General features: G+C 72.0%; 12 protein-coding genes and 1 pseudogene. 10 read left to right on the top strand and 3 right to left on the bottom strand.

The features are described from left to right. Positions 1 to 77: 77 nt before the first annotated feature. Together gabT and ABZU52_RS02515 are read right to left on the bottom strand one after the other, a co-directional pair. Positions 78 to 1,349 carry a 4-aminobutyrate--2-oxoglutarate transaminase gene (gabT, locus tag ABZU52_RS02510; RefSeq protein WP_354969325.1) on the bottom strand — a complete coding sequence of 424 codons (1,272 nt, stop codon included), beginning with the start codon at positions 1,347 to 1,349 and terminating at the stop codon, positions 78 to 80. A gap of 66 nt (positions 1,350 to 1,415) precedes the next feature. Further along, entirely contained in the window at positions 1,416 to 2,852 is a 1,437-nt protein-coding gene (locus ABZU52_RS02515) for a gamma-aminobutyraldehyde dehydrogenase (protein WP_354969326.1), read from the bottom strand. A gap of 144 nt (positions 2,853 to 2,996) precedes the next feature. On the opposite strand from ABZU52_RS02515, the gene ABZU52_RS02520 reads away from it, so the two are divergent. Beyond that, positions 2,997 to 4,436 (top strand): aldehyde dehydrogenase family protein, encoded by a 1,440-nt coding sequence (locus tag ABZU52_RS02520; RefSeq protein WP_354969327.1) that lies wholly within the window; start codon positions 2,997 to 2,999, stop codon positions 4,434 to 4,436. Here ABZU52_RS02520 and ABZU52_RS02525 read toward each other — a convergent pair. After that, positions 4,433 to 5,680: an SUKH-3 domain-containing protein gene (locus tag ABZU52_RS02525; protein WP_354969328.1), complete on the bottom strand. Its 1,248-nt coding sequence runs from the start codon at positions 5,678 to 5,680 to the stop codon at positions 4,433 to 4,435. The two genes, ABZU52_RS02520 and ABZU52_RS02525, sit on opposite strands and share 4 nt — an antisense overlap. A gap of 80 nt (positions 5,681 to 5,760) precedes the next feature. Between ABZU52_RS02525 and ABZU52_RS02530 the strand changes: the two genes are divergently transcribed. The 9 genes and pseudogenes from ABZU52_RS02530 (at position 5,761) to ABZU52_RS02570 (ending at position 15,944) form a co-directional block, all read left to right on the top strand. After that, positions 5,761 to 6,183 (top strand): YbaB/EbfC family nucleoid-associated protein, encoded by a 423-nt coding sequence (locus ABZU52_RS02530; RefSeq protein ID WP_354969329.1) that lies wholly within the window; start codon positions 5,761 to 5,763, stop codon positions 6,181 to 6,183. Continuing rightward, complete coding sequence (locus tag ABZU52_RS02535) at positions 6,180 to 6,512, top strand: hypothetical protein (RefSeq protein ID WP_354969330.1); 333 nt, start codon at positions 6,180 to 6,182, stop codon at positions 6,510 to 6,512. Before ABZU52_RS02530 ends, ABZU52_RS02535 begins: the two co-directional genes overlap by 4 nt. Before the next feature lie 15 nt (positions 6,513 to 6,527). After that, entirely contained in the window at positions 6,528 to 10,943 is a 4,416-nt protein-coding gene (locus ABZU52_RS02540; RefSeq protein WP_354969331.1) for a toxin glutamine deamidase domain-containing protein, read from the top strand. Continuing rightward, positions 10,943 to 11,377, top strand: a complete 435-nt coding sequence (locus tag ABZU52_RS02545; protein ID WP_354969332.1) for a hypothetical protein — start codon at positions 10,943 to 10,945, stop codon at positions 11,375 to 11,377. Before ABZU52_RS02540 ends, ABZU52_RS02545 begins: the two co-directional genes overlap by 1 nt. Before the next feature lie 120 nt (positions 11,378 to 11,497). Then, positions 11,498 to 12,073 carry a tetratricopeptide repeat protein gene (locus ABZU52_RS02550; RefSeq protein ID WP_354969333.1) on the top strand — a complete coding sequence of 192 codons (576 nt, stop codon included), beginning with the start codon at positions 11,498 to 11,500 and terminating at the stop codon, positions 12,071 to 12,073. Positions 12,074 to 12,138: 65 nt separating this feature from the next. Beyond that, positions 12,139 to 12,387 (top strand): hypothetical protein, encoded by a 249-nt coding sequence (locus tag ABZU52_RS02555; RefSeq protein WP_354969334.1) that lies wholly within the window; start codon positions 12,139 to 12,141, stop codon positions 12,385 to 12,387. A gap of 128 nt (positions 12,388 to 12,515) precedes the next feature. Continuing rightward, positions 12,516 to 13,172 (top strand): annotated as a pseudogene (locus ABZU52_RS02560) (endonuclease V); the annotation flags it as partial. A gap of 248 nt (positions 13,173 to 13,420) precedes the next feature. Continuing rightward, entirely contained in the window at positions 13,421 to 14,488 is a 1,068-nt protein-coding gene (locus ABZU52_RS02565; RefSeq protein WP_354969335.1) for a hypothetical protein, read from the top strand. A 70-nt stretch (positions 14,489 to 14,558) separates the two neighbouring features. Next, positions 14,559 to 15,944 carry a phosphomannomutase/phosphoglucomutase gene (locus tag ABZU52_RS02570; protein ID WP_354969336.1) on the top strand — a complete coding sequence of 462 codons (1,386 nt, stop codon included), beginning with the start codon at positions 14,559 to 14,561 and terminating at the stop codon, positions 15,942 to 15,944. The last annotated feature ends 17 nt before the right edge of the window (positions 15,945 to 15,961 follow it).

The following is a 15,961-nucleotide window of genomic DNA, read 5'->3' on the forward strand; positions in this document are numbered from 1 at the left end:
CCCACCACCCCCCCCCCCGGTTATCGCAACCCGGCGCGTGGGGTGCCCGTGCACCGGGCCCCTCCGCCGCTCAGCACTCAGCCGAAGGCCGCGTCGAGCAGGTCCGCGCCCCGGTTGAGCTGCCCGTCGGAGATCACCAGCGGGGGCAGGAAGCGCAGGACGTTGCCGTACGTGCCGCAGGTCAGGGTGAGCAGACCGGCGGCGTGACAGGCCGCCGAGATCGCCGCGGTGGCGACCGGGTCGGGGGTGAGCGTGCCCGGCCGCACCAACTCCATGGCGAGCATCGCGCCCCGGCCGCGTACCTCGGCGACCCGGGGATCCCGCTCGGCGATGGCCCGTAGCCGCGGGGCCAGCACCGACTCGATCCGACGGGCGGCGCCCGCCAGGTCCAGCTCGTGCATGGTCTCGATGGTGGCCAGCGCGGCGGCGCAGGCGATCGGGTTGCCGCCGTACGTGCCGCCCAGCCCGCCCACGTGCACCGCGTCCATCAGCTCGGCCCGACCGGTCACCGCAGCGAGGGGCAGACCACCGGCGATGCCCTTGGCCAGGGTGACCAGGTCGGGTTCGACGCCCTCGTGCTGACAGGCGAACCAGTCGCCGGTCCGGCAGAAACCGGTCTGGATCTCGTCGGCGACGAAGACCACCCCGGCCGCCGTCGCCCACGCGCGCAGCGCGGGCAGGAAACCCGGCGCGGGTACGACGAAGCCACCCTCGCCCTGGATGGGTTCGATGAGCAGCGCGGCGACGTTCTCCGCGCCGACCTGCTTCTCGATCATCTCGATGGCCCGGCTCGCCGCCTGCTCGCCGGAGAGCCCGCCGTCGCGCAGCGGGTACGACATCGGCACCCGGTAAATCTCCCCGGCGAACGGCCCGAACCGGTGCTTGTACGGCATGTTCTTCGCGGTCAACGCCATGGTCAGGTTGGTCCGGCCGTGGTACGCGTGGTCGAACACCACGACCGCCGGCCGCCCGGTGGCGTGCCGGGCCACCTTCACCGCGTTCTCCACCGCCTCCGCGCCGGAGTTGAACAGCGCCGAGCGCTTTTCGAACCCGCCGGGCGTCAACGCGTTGAGCTGTTCACACACCGCCACGTACGACTCGTACGGCGCGACCATGAAGCAGGTGTGGGTGAACCGCTCCACCTGCGCCCGGACCGCCTCGACGACCCTCGGGGCGGAGTTGCCGACGCTGGTCACCGCGATGCCGGCGGCGAAGTCGATCCACTCCCGGCCGTCGACGTCGGTGATCGTCCCGCCGGACGCGGTGTCCACGTAGGATCCGATGACGCTGCCAACACCCCGGGCGACCGCGGAGCCGCGTCGCTTGTGCAATTCTTCCGACGATGTCATCGCCGCACCGCCCTTCGTTCGCGACTGCGGGGCTCGCAAACCCGGTTCACTCCTCGCGCTCACCGGTCAGCCCTCGATGTTGTGCATGACGTGCTTGATCCGGGTGTAGTCCTCCAGGCTGTAGACCGAGAGGTCCTTGCCGTGCCCGGAGTGCTTGAAGCCACCGTGTGGCATCTCGGAGACGAACGGGATGTGCGTGTTCACCCATACGCAGCCGAAGTCCAGCCGGCGGGTCATCCGCATGGCCCGGCCGTGGTCGCGCGTCCACACCGACGCGGACAGGCCGTAGTCGACGCCGTTGGCCCAGCGCACCGCCTCGTCCTCGTCGGAGAAGCGCTGCACGGTGATGACCGGCCCGAACACCTCGTCCTGGATGATCTCGTCGGCCTGGCGCAGCCCGGAGACCACTGTCGGCGCGTAGAAGTAGCCGCGCTCGCCCTGCCGGGACCCACCGGTCTGGATCTCCGCGTGGTCCGGCAGCCGGTCGACGAAGCCGCTGACCCGGGTGAGCTGGTTGGCGTTGTTCAGCGGACCGTAGAGCACGTCGGCGTCGTCCGGGGCGCCGGTCTTCGTGTTGCGGGCCTGCTCGGCGAGCGCCGCCACGAAGTCGTCGTGGACGCCCGGACCGGCCAGCACCCGGGTGGCAGCCGTGCAGTCCTGCCCGGCGTTGAAGTAGCCACCCAGCGCGATGGCCTCGGCGGCCGCCGCCACGTCCGCGTCGTCGAAGATCACCACGGGGGCCTTGCCGCCCAACTCCAGGTGGGTCCGCTTCAGGTCGGGAGCCGCCGCGGCGGCGACCTCCATGCCCGCGCGGGTCGAGCCGGTGATCGACACCAGCTGTGGGGTCGGGTGCGACACGAGGGTACGACCGGTGTCCCGGTCGCCGCAGACCACGTTGAACACCCCCGGCGGGAAGAACTCGGCGGCGATCTCGGCGAGCAGCAGCGTCGACACCGGCGTGGTGTCCGACGGCTTGAGCACCACCGTGTTGCCGGCGGCGAGCGCCGGGGCGATCTTCCAGACCGCCATCATCAGCGGGTAGTTCCAGGGGGTGACCTGAGCGCAGACACCGATCGGCTCACGCCGCACGTACGAGGTGTGCCCGGCCAGGTACTCCCCGGCGGACCGCCCCTCCAACAGTCGGGCGGCGCCGGCGAAGAACCGGAACTGGTCCACGGCCGGGGGAAGCTCCTCCTCGGCGGTGAGTTGACGGGGCTTGCCGGTGTTGCGTACCTCGGCGTCGACCAGTTCGGCGGCGCGGGCCTCCACGGCGTCGGCGAGCTTGAGCAGTGCCCGCTGCCGTTCGGCGGGGGTGACCTCCCGCCAGCTCTCGAATGCGGTGGCGGCGGCGCTCATCGCCGCGTCCACGTCGGCGGCGCCGGAGACCGGGGCCTGGGCGAACACCTCACCGGTGCAGGGGTCGACCAGATCGGCGTACCCGCCGTCGGCCGGTTCGACGTAGGAGCCGTTGACGAAGTTGCGCAGCTGCTGCTGGTCACTCATGACGGGATCTCTCCGAGGGGGGGCCGGGGATGCGGTGTGCGGAGGTTATCGCAATCTTCCTGCCATCTTCGCTACTGAATTCGCGGCAGACAAGGGTTATCGCGACTGTTTCCGTCGGCTGGTCGCTCGGCTACGCTGCACGGCGTGGAGCCCGCACCCTTCTTCGTCGCCTCCCGTCCCGCCTCCGGCGAGGGCGAGCTGACCGTCCACCACCCGTACGACGGCCGGGCGGTGGGGCGTACCACCTTTGCCACCCGTGACCAGGTCGACGCCGCCGTCGCGGCGGCGGCCGGGGTGGCCGCGCAGGCCGCGGCCCTGCCCGCGCACGCCCGCGCGGCGGCCCTCGACCACGTGTCGCGGCGGCTCGCCGAGCGCGCGGACGAGGTCGCCGCCCTGATCACCGCGGAGAACGGCAAACCGGTCAAGTGGGCCCGCGCCGAGGTCGGGCGGGCCGTGTCGACCTTCCGGTGGGCCGCCGAGGAGGCCCGCCGCTTCTCCGGCGAGCTGCAACGACTCGACACCGACCCGGCCGCCAACGGGCGGATCGCCCTGGTCCGGCGGGTGCCAAGAGGGCCGGTGCTCGGCATCGCGCCGTTCAACTTCCCGCTCAACCTGGTCGCCCACAAGGTGGCGCCGGCCATCGCCGTCGGCGCGCCGATCATCGTCAAACCCGCGCCCGCGACGCCGCTGTCCGCGCTGCTGCTCGGCGAACTGCTGGCCGAGACCGACCTCCCGGCCGGGATGTTCTCGGTGCTGCCGCTGCCCAACGACCGGGCCGCCGAGCTGGTCGCCGACCCCCGGCTGCCGGTGGTGTCGTTCACCGGTTCCGGGCCGGTCGGCGCGGCCATCCGCCGCGCCGCGCCGGAGAAACACGTGACGTTGGAGTTGGGCGGCAACGCGGCGGCGGTGCTCTGTGCGGACTGGACGTCAGACGAGGATCTGGACTTCGCCGCCCAACGCATCGCCACGTTCGCCAACTACCAGGCCGGCCAGTCGTGCATCGCCGTCCAGCGGGTGTACGTGCACCACGCCCGCTACGCCGACTTTCTGCCCCGGCTGGTGGCGGCGGTGCGCGGGCTGCGTACCGGTGACCCCGCGTCCGAGCTGACCGACGTCGGGCCGATGGTGTCCGAGGACGCGGCTCGCCGGGTCGAGACGTGGGTGGCCGAGGCCATCGCCGCCGGCGGCACCGTCGAGGTGGGTGGCCTCCGCGCCGGCGCGACCTACCCCCCGACCGTGCTCACCGGCGTGCCCGCGGACGCCAAGGTCGTGGCCGAGGAGGTGTTCGGGCCGGTGCTGGTGGTCGCCCCGGTCGCCGACGACCAGGCAGCGTTCACCGCGGTCAACGACTCGGCGTACGGCTTGCAGGCCGGTGTCTTCACCCGGCGCCTGGACGTGGCGTTCGCGGCGGCCCGTGCACTGGAGGTGGGCGGGGTGATCGTCGGCGACGTGCCGTCGTACCGCGCCGACCAGATGCCGTACGGCGGGGTGAAGGGCAGCGGCGTCGGCCGGGAGGGGTTGCGCAGCGCGATGGACGACTACACCGAGCCCCGGGTCATGGTGCTCACCGGTCTCGCGCTCTAGCTGGGGTCGGCCGGCCAGGTGCCGTCGTCGCGGACCCGGGCGGGGGCGCGGCCGAGCAGCAGGGTGGTCAGCGCGGCGTCGATGGTGTCACCGAGGAACCACTCGCCGGTCTGATCGAGCGCGAAGACCCGGCCGCGCTCGTCCACCGCCAGGATGCTGTCCTGCTGCTCGGTGCCGATCGGAAAGAGGCGTACGCCGAGCACCGCGCCGAAGTCCGCGAGGGTGTCGGCGGTGTGCGCGATGGTGTGCGGACGGATGTCGAAACGGGAGATCCACACCTGCTCGCCCCGACCACGCCGCGCCCCCACCAGACTGGGAAACGCGGTGAGCGCCTCCACGGCGGCGGGGAAGACCTCGTGCTGGTGGTTGCGCCCCGGCACCGCCGTGACGTCCCGTACGGCGGCGGCGGCCATGATCTGGTCTCCGATGTGGGGCCGCCACCCGGCCGCGACCAACGCGTTGGCGACCTCCGTCGGGAAGCGCCCAGGATCGGGGTCGGGTGCCTCCGGCGCGTTCCAGGTCTCGGTGTAGGCCCGAGCCGACTCCGGCAGCACGTTCGCCCGCACCAGGAAGGAGACGCACGAGTCGCAGGGCCGTTCGGCGGGCCCACCAGCGGGATCACCCGGCTCGCGGATCCGGAAGATCTCGAAACGGGCGCCTTCCAGCAGCGCGGCCGCCTCGGCCCGACCCATCGGCGCGATGCCCTCGGCGGCACGGCGGTGGTCGTACTCGTGCAGGACGTCGGAGACCACGATCAGCTCGGCATGAGCCTCCCCGCCGCGGACCAGCTCGCCGGGGGGCAGCTGATCGAGATAGTCGCGGACCAGCGGGTGATGGTTGAGCGGCACCTCGGCCCTGGTGCCCTGGGCCGTCCAGATCCGCCCGTCGATGGTCAGGTGCGCGGCGGTGTTCGGGGTTGCGCCCCGATGAATTTCCCGCACCAGCAGGCTCGACGGGTCGACAGTCCGGGGAGCGGTCGGCCCCGCGGGCTTGCTGCGCCGGTACAGCTCCGCCACCACAGTGCTCGGCACCCGGGGCCAGGTGGTGACGGTGCCGGTCTGCTTGTCGATGACTGTCGTCGGCAGGTCGCCCGGCACCGTGCGCACCTCGGTGGGCACGACGGAGGTGATGACCCACCCCAGGTCGAACTCGTCGACCATCGCGGTGCACTCGTGGCCGAGGCGCTGCGAGTCACGGCGGGCCCAGATGGCGGCGAGCTGCTCGGCCTGTTGACGGTCGATCACGCATTGAAACTACCGGACTACACGGATCGATGGCGGCCGGTATTGTCTCGCTCTACCGACGGTGACGGGAGGGGGCGGCGGTGGACGAACAGGCGGACCGGGGCGTCAATCGCGAGCTGCGGGCTCGATTCGACGACGTGTACGGGCAGTACCAGCAGCTCAGATCCGGTTTGGACACGCTCCAGGCACGACTCGCCGCGCTGCGGGTGACCCGCCGGTCGGCCGACGGGCAGGTGACCGCGACCGTGGGCGCCCAGGGCCAGGTGGTCGAGGTCGAGCTGACGCCGGCCATCTACCGGGACCGGGACGCCGGCGCGCTCGGCCGAAAGGTCACCGAAACGATCCGGGCCGCCGCGACCGCCGCCGCCGACGCCACCCGCGACCTGGTCGCCGAGACCATGCCAGCCGGCAGCGGAACCACCGACTTCCTCAGGACCGGCGATTACGCCGCGCTGCTCGGCCGGGCCGACGCCGTACTCGGTAAAGGTGAGGCGAAGGCATGACCGACGGGCAGCTCTGGCTTGATCCGTCCCGGGCCCGCCGGGGTGGTGCCGACCTGGCGCTCGCCGGCGAGGCGGTGACGGCCCGTCGCGCGGCGGAGGGGGGCGCGATCGAGGCCGCCAGCGGTGCCCGGCCCTGGGGTCGGGACGACATCGGCGCCGCCTTCGAGCGCAACTACCGTGGGTTCGAGCAGACCGTGCTGCGAGCCTGGGCCGGCGTCGGGCACCGGCTCACCGAGCTGGGCGGCGACGTGGTCGAGGCGGTGGACGCGAGCGTGCAGACCGACGGGGCCAGTGCCGCCCGGGTCGGTCGGGCCGCCGACCGGCGCTGACGGCAGACGATACCCATGAGCGTGCTGCCGAGTCCCGTCCCGCATCCACTGGACTACGCGCCGTGGGACGTGCCCGGCTGGATCTACGAGGCCCTCGACTGGGTGGTCGGCGTGCAGTGGCCGGAGGGCGACGAGCGGGCCGTCTGGGATGTCGCCGACCAGTGGTACGCGGTCGCCTCCGTGCTCGCCGGGCCGCACGCCGACGCCGCCGCGGCCGCCGTCGAGGTGCACAACGGGTACGGCGGTGTCGGGTCGGTCGACGCGGCGTTCGAGGCGGCCTGGCGGGGGATCGCGGAGGGCGCCGACGCCCCGCTGCCGGTGCTGCTCGCGGTCACCGCCGACCTGGGCCGACTGGTCGAGGAGTGCGGTTGCGACATCGAGGGCGCCAAGCTGGAAGTCTGGATCGAGCTGGGCATCCTGGTCATCGAGCTGCTCTCCGTGGCGGTGGCGGCGGTGTTGACCGCCGGAGCCGCCACCCCCGCCGCCGGCGCGGCGATCACCGCGACGCGGTTGCTGGTCCAACAGATCTTCAGGCGGCTGATGGGCCAACTGGCCAGCAAATCCCTCAAACACGGGCTCAAGGAGGCCGGCGAGCGGGCCGCCAAGGAGGTCGCCCGAGGCGGGGCACGCGGGCTCGCCAAGCGGGCCGCCCGCGAAGGGCTGGAGGAGGCCACCGAGGAGGCCGGGGTCACCCTGGCCACCCAGGCGTACCAGAACTCCACCGCGCGGGCACACGGCCTGGACCTGACCGATCTCGGTGCCTCGGCGGTCGGCGGGCTGGCCGGCGGGGCGGTGGCGCCGCTGGCCAGCCTGGGCCGGCGCGCGACCGGGCGAGCGGCCAAGGTCGGGGAGCACCTGGGGCGGGAGATGACCGGCGAGGTGCTCGCCGAGAGCGCGGCGGGCCTGGCCACCGGTCAGGGTCTGACCTCGATGGAGGACGTGGCCCGTGCCGCCGCGTCCGGGGCCACCGGTTCGGCGACCGGCCAGACCGACCACGCGCTACGCGCCCGGCTCGACGCGCAGGCCAACGCCCTCGCCGGAGCGTCGTTCGCCGGGCCGTCCCTTCCGCCCGTGCTGCCTGTCGCGGGGGACCCGGCCGCTGCGGGGGCGTCCTCCTCCCTGGGGGTCCCGTCTGCGGCGGTCCCGTCTACGGCGGTCACGCCTGCGGCGGTCTCGTCTGCGGCGGTCCCGCCTGCGGTGGGGGCTGGATCGGTGGGGGCTGCCGGTGGTGTGGCTTCGGGTGATCTGGTTCCGTCTGCGGGCGTTCCGGCGCAGGCGACGGAGGCCGTCGTCGCGTCGTCGCCGGACCAGCTGGGCGCGCCGGGCATCGAGCAGTCACGGGGAGCCGGTCCGACGTCTCCGGTCGACCCCGACGCGCACACGTCGGCACCGATGCCGGTTGGCGCGGTGTCCGACCTGGACATGGTCGACCATTCGGTACGCCCAGCCGAGGCGACACCGTCGACGGACGGGCCGCTCGGCGAGAGAGCGGCCGCAGCGCAGCCGGTCACGGTCGACCCCACGCTCTCGGCGGCGACCGCCGACCCGGCCACGTCGGCGTTGGGCGCAGATCCGAGCCGGTCGGCGATGGGTGCTGATCCGAGGCTCTCTTCGGCGGCCGTGCCGGTGGCCGGTCCCCTCGAACCGAGCGGCGGGCCGGCCGCCACCGGTGTGCCGCCGGCCCACCCAGGCAGCTCGCCGCACGCCACCAGCTCCGGACCGACCGCCTGGACCCCGGCGACCGGCCCCTCCACACCGACGACCGCCCCCGGCCTGGCGACGCCGGTCACCTACGGCATCCCGACCGCCACCAACGGTTCGCCGCCGGTCGCCCCCACCCCACCGGTGGTGGGTCGATTCGCCGTACCGCCGCGTGTCCCGACGCGGGAGACGCCCGCACCGGTGCGGGCACCCCACCACCCGGCCCGGGGAAGGGCGCCGATCCCGGTCGACGTGGCCGCGTTCGGTGCCCCGCCGGTGCGCGAGCCCGACACCAACGACGCGTACGCGGCACAGTGGGCCGCCGCTGCGGAAGCCGCCGAACGGCGGCGCTACCAGGACCACTACGAATCGCTGCGAAGCGGGCTCGAGACCAACCGCAGGCAGGCCGAGGCCGCCCGACTGCGCACCCGTGCCGTCGAGCACGATCGCCGAGCCGTCGAGTACGCCAGCTACGCCCGGCAGTTGCACCAAGCCGGCAACCGGCAGTGGGCCGACGGCTGGCAGCGCGCCGCGAACGAAGAGGCCCGCGCGTACGCCGAATGGCGTGACCTGGCCGACGCGGTGCTGGCTGGCACCACCGCCCCGCCGGTCGTGGACATCAGCGTCACCTTCGAGCACGCCAACCGGGACGTCGGCGCCCTCGCGCTCGGCGCGGTGGAGACCGCCGGCCCGTCCAGGCTCACCGGTGACGACGATCCGCCGCCGATCGACGACTCCCGGCCGTACGGGCAGCCCGGAGGACTCCGTCCACCGCTCGCCCTGCACCAGGTCGACGTCGAACGGCAGATGCCCCGCGGACCGGACGGCACCGTCACCCGCACCGCCGACCCCCGACAGGGCCGCTGGTTCGGGCTGCTCAACGACGGCGGTCCCGAAGCCGACGCCACCCGGGGCATCAACTGCCTGGACTGCACGCTGTCGCTGTTCGAAACCTGGGTACACGGGCGACCCCGCGTGTCGGCGCCGCGTACCTTCGACGGCTACCTGGACGGTGACATCCGGCGCCCCATCCGCGGCGAGGCAGGCGGCCCGGGTCGGGTGGAGGACGTGACGGGCGGACGTTTCCAGCAACTCCTCGCCCCCGCGCCCGATCACCGTATGGACCCTGCGCAGGCGTGGCAGTCCGCCGACCGGGGCTACCGCAACCTGCACGACCAGCTGCTGCTGGGCGGCCACGGCAGCTACTCGTTCCTGGTCACCGAGTGGGCGCACGGTGGTTCGCACGCCTGGGTGGCGCTCAACCAGTACGGCACGGTGCTCTACGTGGACCCGCAGAACGGCCTGGTCCGGGACCGGCCGCTCTACCCCGACGTGGTCGGCATCGACGCGCTGGTGCTCAGCGGAGACGGCCGACCGATGCCGCTCGGCGGACTACCCCGAGGCCGGTTCAGCGAACGGCCCGACCTGCCGGATCACCCGCCGACGCACGACGACGGCGGCCACGGCGACCCGTACATCAACCGGATGTACCTGCTCCTCGACGGACCGGGCTCGGCCCCCGATGCCGACAGTCCGACGAGTGCTGACCTCGACCAGTCCAGGTCGGGTGGCGGTCCTGGCCGCGCCGTTTCGTCGGCCAACAGCGTGGACGAGGTCTTCGCGGCTGGGGTGACTCCCGTTGAGTTCGCGACGGCCGTCGACCCGCCCACCCTTCGCCGTCTGGTGCCGGACCTGGACGAAGCGTCGGCACGGGATCTTGTACGGCTGTTCGCCGACGACCGGGTCCGGGACATGCTCGACAGCGCTCGGAGAGAGCCGCCCCGGAACGAGCCGGATCTGGCCGAGGGCCTGGTGCGGCAGTTGGTGCGGCATCCGGACCTGGTGCGCATGATCCAGTCGACGCCTGAACTCGCGAAGTCGCTGACGGCCCGTCCGCTGACCCTGTATCACCTGGCCAGCCATCAACAGGCCATCGACGTCCTCGCCGAGGTGCTCGACGACGTCGCCCACCAGGAGGCAGCGGGACCCGGGGTGTTGGGACAGCCGACCGGGACCGGCAAAGATGTGGATCAACCACAGCCAACGCCACTCACAGATGGTCAGCGGCGAATCAGCGCCAGCATTCGGATTCCGGATGATCCACCGACTCAACCGGGATTCGAAAAGCGTCGTCAGTCTGACCCCTCCTATCGGCAGCGTTACCTCGACGATCTCTATGCAGCCGCGGCTGCTGCCCAGGCGGAGCTGAATCAGTTGGCGACCTCCCTGGCCCACGTCGGTGATCGCCGGGTCGGTGAGCCCGGCTGGCGTCCGCAGCCCAAGGATCGTCGTCGGGCCGAGGACAAGGTGGCAAAACACCAGGGCGATGCGTCCAAGCTGCTCGACCTGGCGGCCGCGAAGGTTGAGTTCCGCAACCTCGACGACCTCTACGCCGCACTCGGACGAATACGCGACCATCCTGACGTCGTGATCATGGGTCGTGAGGATCGCTTCGTCTCGCCTAGGGACAGCGGCTACCGGGACGTGCAACTCGTACTGCAGATGAGAAATGGTCATCTTGCTGAGTTTCGACTGCACCTGGCAGCCTTGGACGCGGTCGCGGTTTGGGAGCATGTGCTCTATGAGGTGCGCCGCGACGTGGAAGCCCTTGCCGAGGCGGATGGTCGGGCCTTGACGGCGAGCGAACGAGCGATCACGGCGGGCATCCGCCGTCGTGAGCAGCAGCTTTTCTGGCAGGCTTTGCAGTCAACTTTCGAGGGGAATGCCTGATGTCCGAGGGTCTATCGCTTCCCTCCTATTACCTCTATTACCAGTCCCCAGTCAAGATCGTGGAAACCCCGGACGGAGGTGCCAGGGTCTGGCGCGTGTCCATCGATACAGGCGGTTGGCACGAGAAGAACGACATTTACACGGAGATCACCCTTGGAGTTGGGGGCGATATTTTCCGGCGGACTCCTGAGGACTTTGTGCAGGAGGTCGAGCGTTTCCGGGCTCACTATCTCGAGGGCGAAGGTCCCATCTTCGCTCTCTACGAGACGGTGCAGGCGGTCAGGGACGTGGCGAAGGCCGAGAATCGTCACCTGACTCCGAAGGAGCAGGCGCTCATTCGCGGGATTCGGCAGCGGACGTTCGTCATGTTCGAGGAGCAGCTCCGCGCGGCCGGTGACCCAGGCGCGGACCCCGACATAGCGAGCGCGGCATAGGAAAGGTTCGCGGATGGACAGACGGAGGGGCAGCCAGCGATAACCGAGGGAAGCGACGCTCGGCTGGTCTGGGCGCAGGAGCGGTACGAGCAGGCGGTCTTCGGTGGCGACGCGAAGTCGTTGGACGAGGCGGAGCGGGACCTCACCGCACTAGACGCGGATGTGGCGTTGGCTCGGGGGCGGCTTCTGCACGCCCGTTTCCTGAACACCGGTTTGGAGGACGCGGATGAGCTGCCGCTCTTCGAGCGGGCGGCCGGGCTCTACCGGGAGTTGGGTGATGCCCGTGGTGAGGGCGAGTCGCTTTTCTGGGTGGGCACGGTCCACCAGGTGATTCGGCAGGATCAGGCGACCGCTGACCCGGCCTTTTCCCGGGCGCGCGAGTTGGCTACCGCGGCGGGGGATGAGCTGACGCTGTCGTACGTGCTGCGGCACCTCTGCTTCGGCGAGCAGGCCGCCGGTCGTGTTGATGCGGCGCGGGAGTTGCTGACGGAGTCGACCCGGTTGCGCCGGAAGTTGTCCTTCACCGCGGGAGTCGCCGCGAATCTGATCGGTCTGGCGGATCTGGCCGTGAGCGACGGTGATCGGGAGGCTGCCCGTGAATTGCTCGACGAGGCGGCCGGGCTCGCGGCCGACAGCGGCGCGCATGGGGTTGGCGGGTGGGTCGAGGAGGCCCGTGGCGAGTTGGGGCTTGCCTGACCGTGGGTCGCCGTGTGGTCAACGGTGATCGGTGGGGTCTTGGCGGTGCTGAATAAGATCGACGCATGGCGAGATCTGCTACGCGGAACATCAGGTCCACTGTCTGGGCCTGGTTGGTTGGCCTCCTGGTCGGCCTGGCGATCGGCATTCCGGTGTTCGGGGCGAAGGGTGGCGTCGCCTTCGGTGTCGCCCTGAGCATTGCCTTCGCGCTCGGCCTGGGCGCGATCAGGAGCCGGGCCGACGGTGACCCTGCTCCCGGCGGCCCGGACGGCAGGGGCGCCGGGGAAGCCGCCGACGCCCCAGGCCGAGGGTGATCGACTCCGGTTCATTGAAGTCGGGGCATCCAGGTCGGAGGGATAGCCCGACTTCCGTGATGTCGAGTGGATCATGGCGCGCGGCGGGCACGCCGGGCGTGGGGGCAGCGGGGCCGGGCACGCCGGGCGTGGGGGCAGCGGGGCCGGGCAGTGTTGCCGACGCGGTGGCCGTACAGGAGGAGTTGCGGCCGCTGGTGGACCTGGTCGGGCCGGGGCCGAGCGCGCCCGCGACGGTGGCCGGCCTGGACGTCGCGTACGCCCAGGGTGGTGACCTGCTGGCGGCGGCCGTGACGGTCCTGGATGCCGGCACCCTGGCGGTGGTGGACTCCGCGGTCGGTGTGGGGCGACCCGCGTTCGACTATGTGCCGGGGTTGTTCGCCTTCCGTGAGTTGCCCGCGTTGCTCGCTGCGCTCGAGCGGCTGACCACCATCCCGGACCTGCTGGTCTGCGACGGGCACGGGCTGGCGCACCCGCGCCGGTTCGGGCTGGCGTGCCATCTCGGGGTGGCCACCGGGTTGCCCGCGATCGGGGTGGGGAAGACGCCACTGGTCGGGACGTGGGATCCGCCGTCCGCCGAGCGGGGTTCCTGGTCGCCGTTGCGCGACGGCGGTGACGTCGTCGGTCGCGTGTTGCGGACCCGGGACGGGGTGAAGCCGGTGTTCGTCAGCGTCGGGCATCGGATGAGCCTGGAGAACGCGACCGCGCGGGTGCTCGCGTTGACGCCGCGCTACCGCCTGCCGGAGACCACCCGCACCGCCGACCGACTGTGCCGCGACGCCCTCGCTGACGCCGAACAGATCGCCGCCGGGCAGCAGGCCGGCGCAGAACAGTCCGACGCCGAGCACGCCGCGGGGAAGCAGGTCGCCGCCGGACCGGCCGACCGATCGGCTGGTGAGTCCGACCTACCGCAGGTCGGCGGGCTGGGCCGTAAACCGTAACGCCGCACACGTCCGGGCCGCTCTACGACCGATGGGACAGGTGGGCCGGTAGTAGCCTGGCCCCGGACCCCACCGGGGAGAACGGCGAGGTGATCATGACAGTGCGTCGACGCGTGGCACGGCTCGCGGCGGTCTGCGGTCTGGCGGGCGGCCTGGTGATGCTCGGTGCGTCGCCGGCGCTGGCCGACGAGGACTCGGTCCGGGTGGGCGCGGCCAGCAGCTTCGCCGCCGGTGGTTCCGCGCAGGGGGTGAACGTCGCGGTGCGTAAGCGCACCGACGGTTGCGTCCTGCTGCGTACCGCGCTGGGCTTCAGCCTGGAGGGTCTCCAGGCAGACCAGGTGGCGGTGCAGGTCAACGCGGGCGGGCGCTGGTTCCCGGTCGCCGTCAGCGGTGGCGGTGGCAACGTGTCGACAGCGCAGACGTCACCCGCGAAGCCGAACCTGTGCAAGGGAAAGGGCATCACCGTGCGCTACCGGGTCGCGTTTGCGGCCGGTACCCCGGGCGGCCGGCTCGTCGTCACGGGTGCGGGCATCAGCGCCGACGGCCAGACGCTGGGTCACGGCACCGACGCGGCGCGGCTGACCGGCGCGCGGGTCACCCCGTCGCCGACTCCGTCGCGGTCGAAGACACCGACGCCCACCCCGAGCCCGACCGAGGCCGCGACCGTCGACGAGGCGGTCAACTCGGCGGCGCAGGGCGGCGTCTCCGCCGCGCCGAACACCACGGCGACGGCCGCCGAATCGTCCGGAGGAGGGTCACCCGTGATGTTCTTCGGGATTGTGCTGGTGGCGGTTGGGCTACTGCTGATCGTGCTGCTGATCCGTCGCTCACGGCAGGACCGGAAGCCGATCGACGACGGGCCCGGCGCCCTGCCGGGCAACCCCGGCGGCACCACCTACCGCGCCGGGGGTGGGTTGCCGGCCGCGCCCGGTCGCCCCGGCCAGGTGTACGGGCAGCAGCCGCCGGCCGCCGGTTGGGGTGCGCCGGTGCCGTCCCCGCGTCCCGCCACCGGCGGGGTCTACGGTGCCCGGCCGGACGCCCCTGCCCCGATGCCGGAGGCGACGCAACCGATGCCGGGCCGGCCCGACGCTCGGCCGTCGCCCGGTGACCCGCCCACCGACGGCGGCGGGCACACCGTGTTCATTCCCCGGCTCCCCGGCTGAGCGGAGGGCGACCGGGCTGCTCCGTTAGGCTCAGGATCGGTGTCTAACCTGCGGCCAAGGAGTGGAACACGTGACTGATCTGTCCCAGATTGTGAAGGCGTACGACGTCCGCGGGACGGTGCCGGACCAGTGGGACGAACGGGTCGCCGAGGCACTGGGCGCCGCCTTCACCCAACTGCTCAACTCCACCGACGAGCCGGGTGACGCGGTCGTCGTCGGGTACGACATGCGGGCCACCTCGCCCGGCCTGGCCGCCGCGTTCGCCACCGGCGTACGTGCCGAGGGGCGCTCGGTGATCGAGATCGGCCTCGCCTCGACCGATTTGCTCTACTACGCGTCCGGCTCGCTCGACCTGCCCGGCGCGATGTTCACCGCCAGCCACAACCCCGCCCAGTACAACGGCATCAAGATGTGCCGCTCCGGTGCCCGTCCGATCGGCCAGGAGAGCGGTCTGGCCGAGATCCGGGAGCGGGCCCAGGCGCTTCTGGATTCGGGCGACGCCCGTCCGGCCGGTGCGCCGACGGCGCCCGCCGAGCGGCGCGATCTGCTTCCCGACTACGCCGGCTACCTGCGCAAGCTGGTCGATCTCTCGGGCATCCGGCCGTTGAAGGTGGTCGTCGACGCCGGCAACGGCATGGGTGGCTTCACCGTCCCGACCGTGCTGGGCGACGCGGCCCTGTCGCCGCTGCCGCTGGAGATCGTGCCGCTCTACTTCGAGTTGGACGGCAGCTTCCCCAACCACGAGGCCAACCCACTGGACCCGGCGAACCTGGTCGACCTCCAGCGCGCGGTGGTCGAGCACGGGGCCGACATCGGGTTGGCCTTCGACGGCGATGCCGACCGGTGCTTCGTGGTGGACGAGCGCGGCGAGCCGGTCTCCCCATCGGCGATCACCGCACTCGTCGCCGCCCGTGAGCTGGCCAAGCACCCGGGTTCCACGGTGATCCACGGCCTGATCACCTCCAGCGCGGTCCCGGAGATCATCCGGGAGCACGGTGGAAAGCCGGTCGTCGCCCGGGTCGGGCACTCGTTCATCAAGGCGGAGATGGCCCGCACCAACGCCGTCTTCGGCGGTGAGCACTCCGCGCACTACTACTTCCGGGACTTCTGGTTCGCCGACACCGGGATGCTCGCGGCGATGCACACGTTGGCCGCGCTGGGCGAGCAGTCGCTGCCACTGTCCGTGCTGGCCGGTGAGTACGAGCGCTACATCGCCTCCGGCGAAATCAACTCGACGGTGGCCGACCAGGCGGCCGCGGTGGCCGAGGTGCGCGCCGCGTACCCCGATGCGGTGGCCGACGAGATGGACGGGCTCACCCTGCGTTTCCCCGACGGCGCCTGGTTCAACCTGCGCGCCTCCAACACGGAGCCGCTGCTGCGTCTCAACGTCGAGGCGCCCACCCGGGATCGGATGGTCTCGCTCCGGGACGACGTGCTCGACCGCGTTCGCCGATAAGATCCCCTGCGCCGGTC

It is taken from the genome of Micromonospora sp. NPDC005220, assembly GCF_040607895.1.
Lineage (GTDB): Bacteria > Actinomycetota > Actinomycetes > Mycobacteriales > Micromonosporaceae > Micromonospora.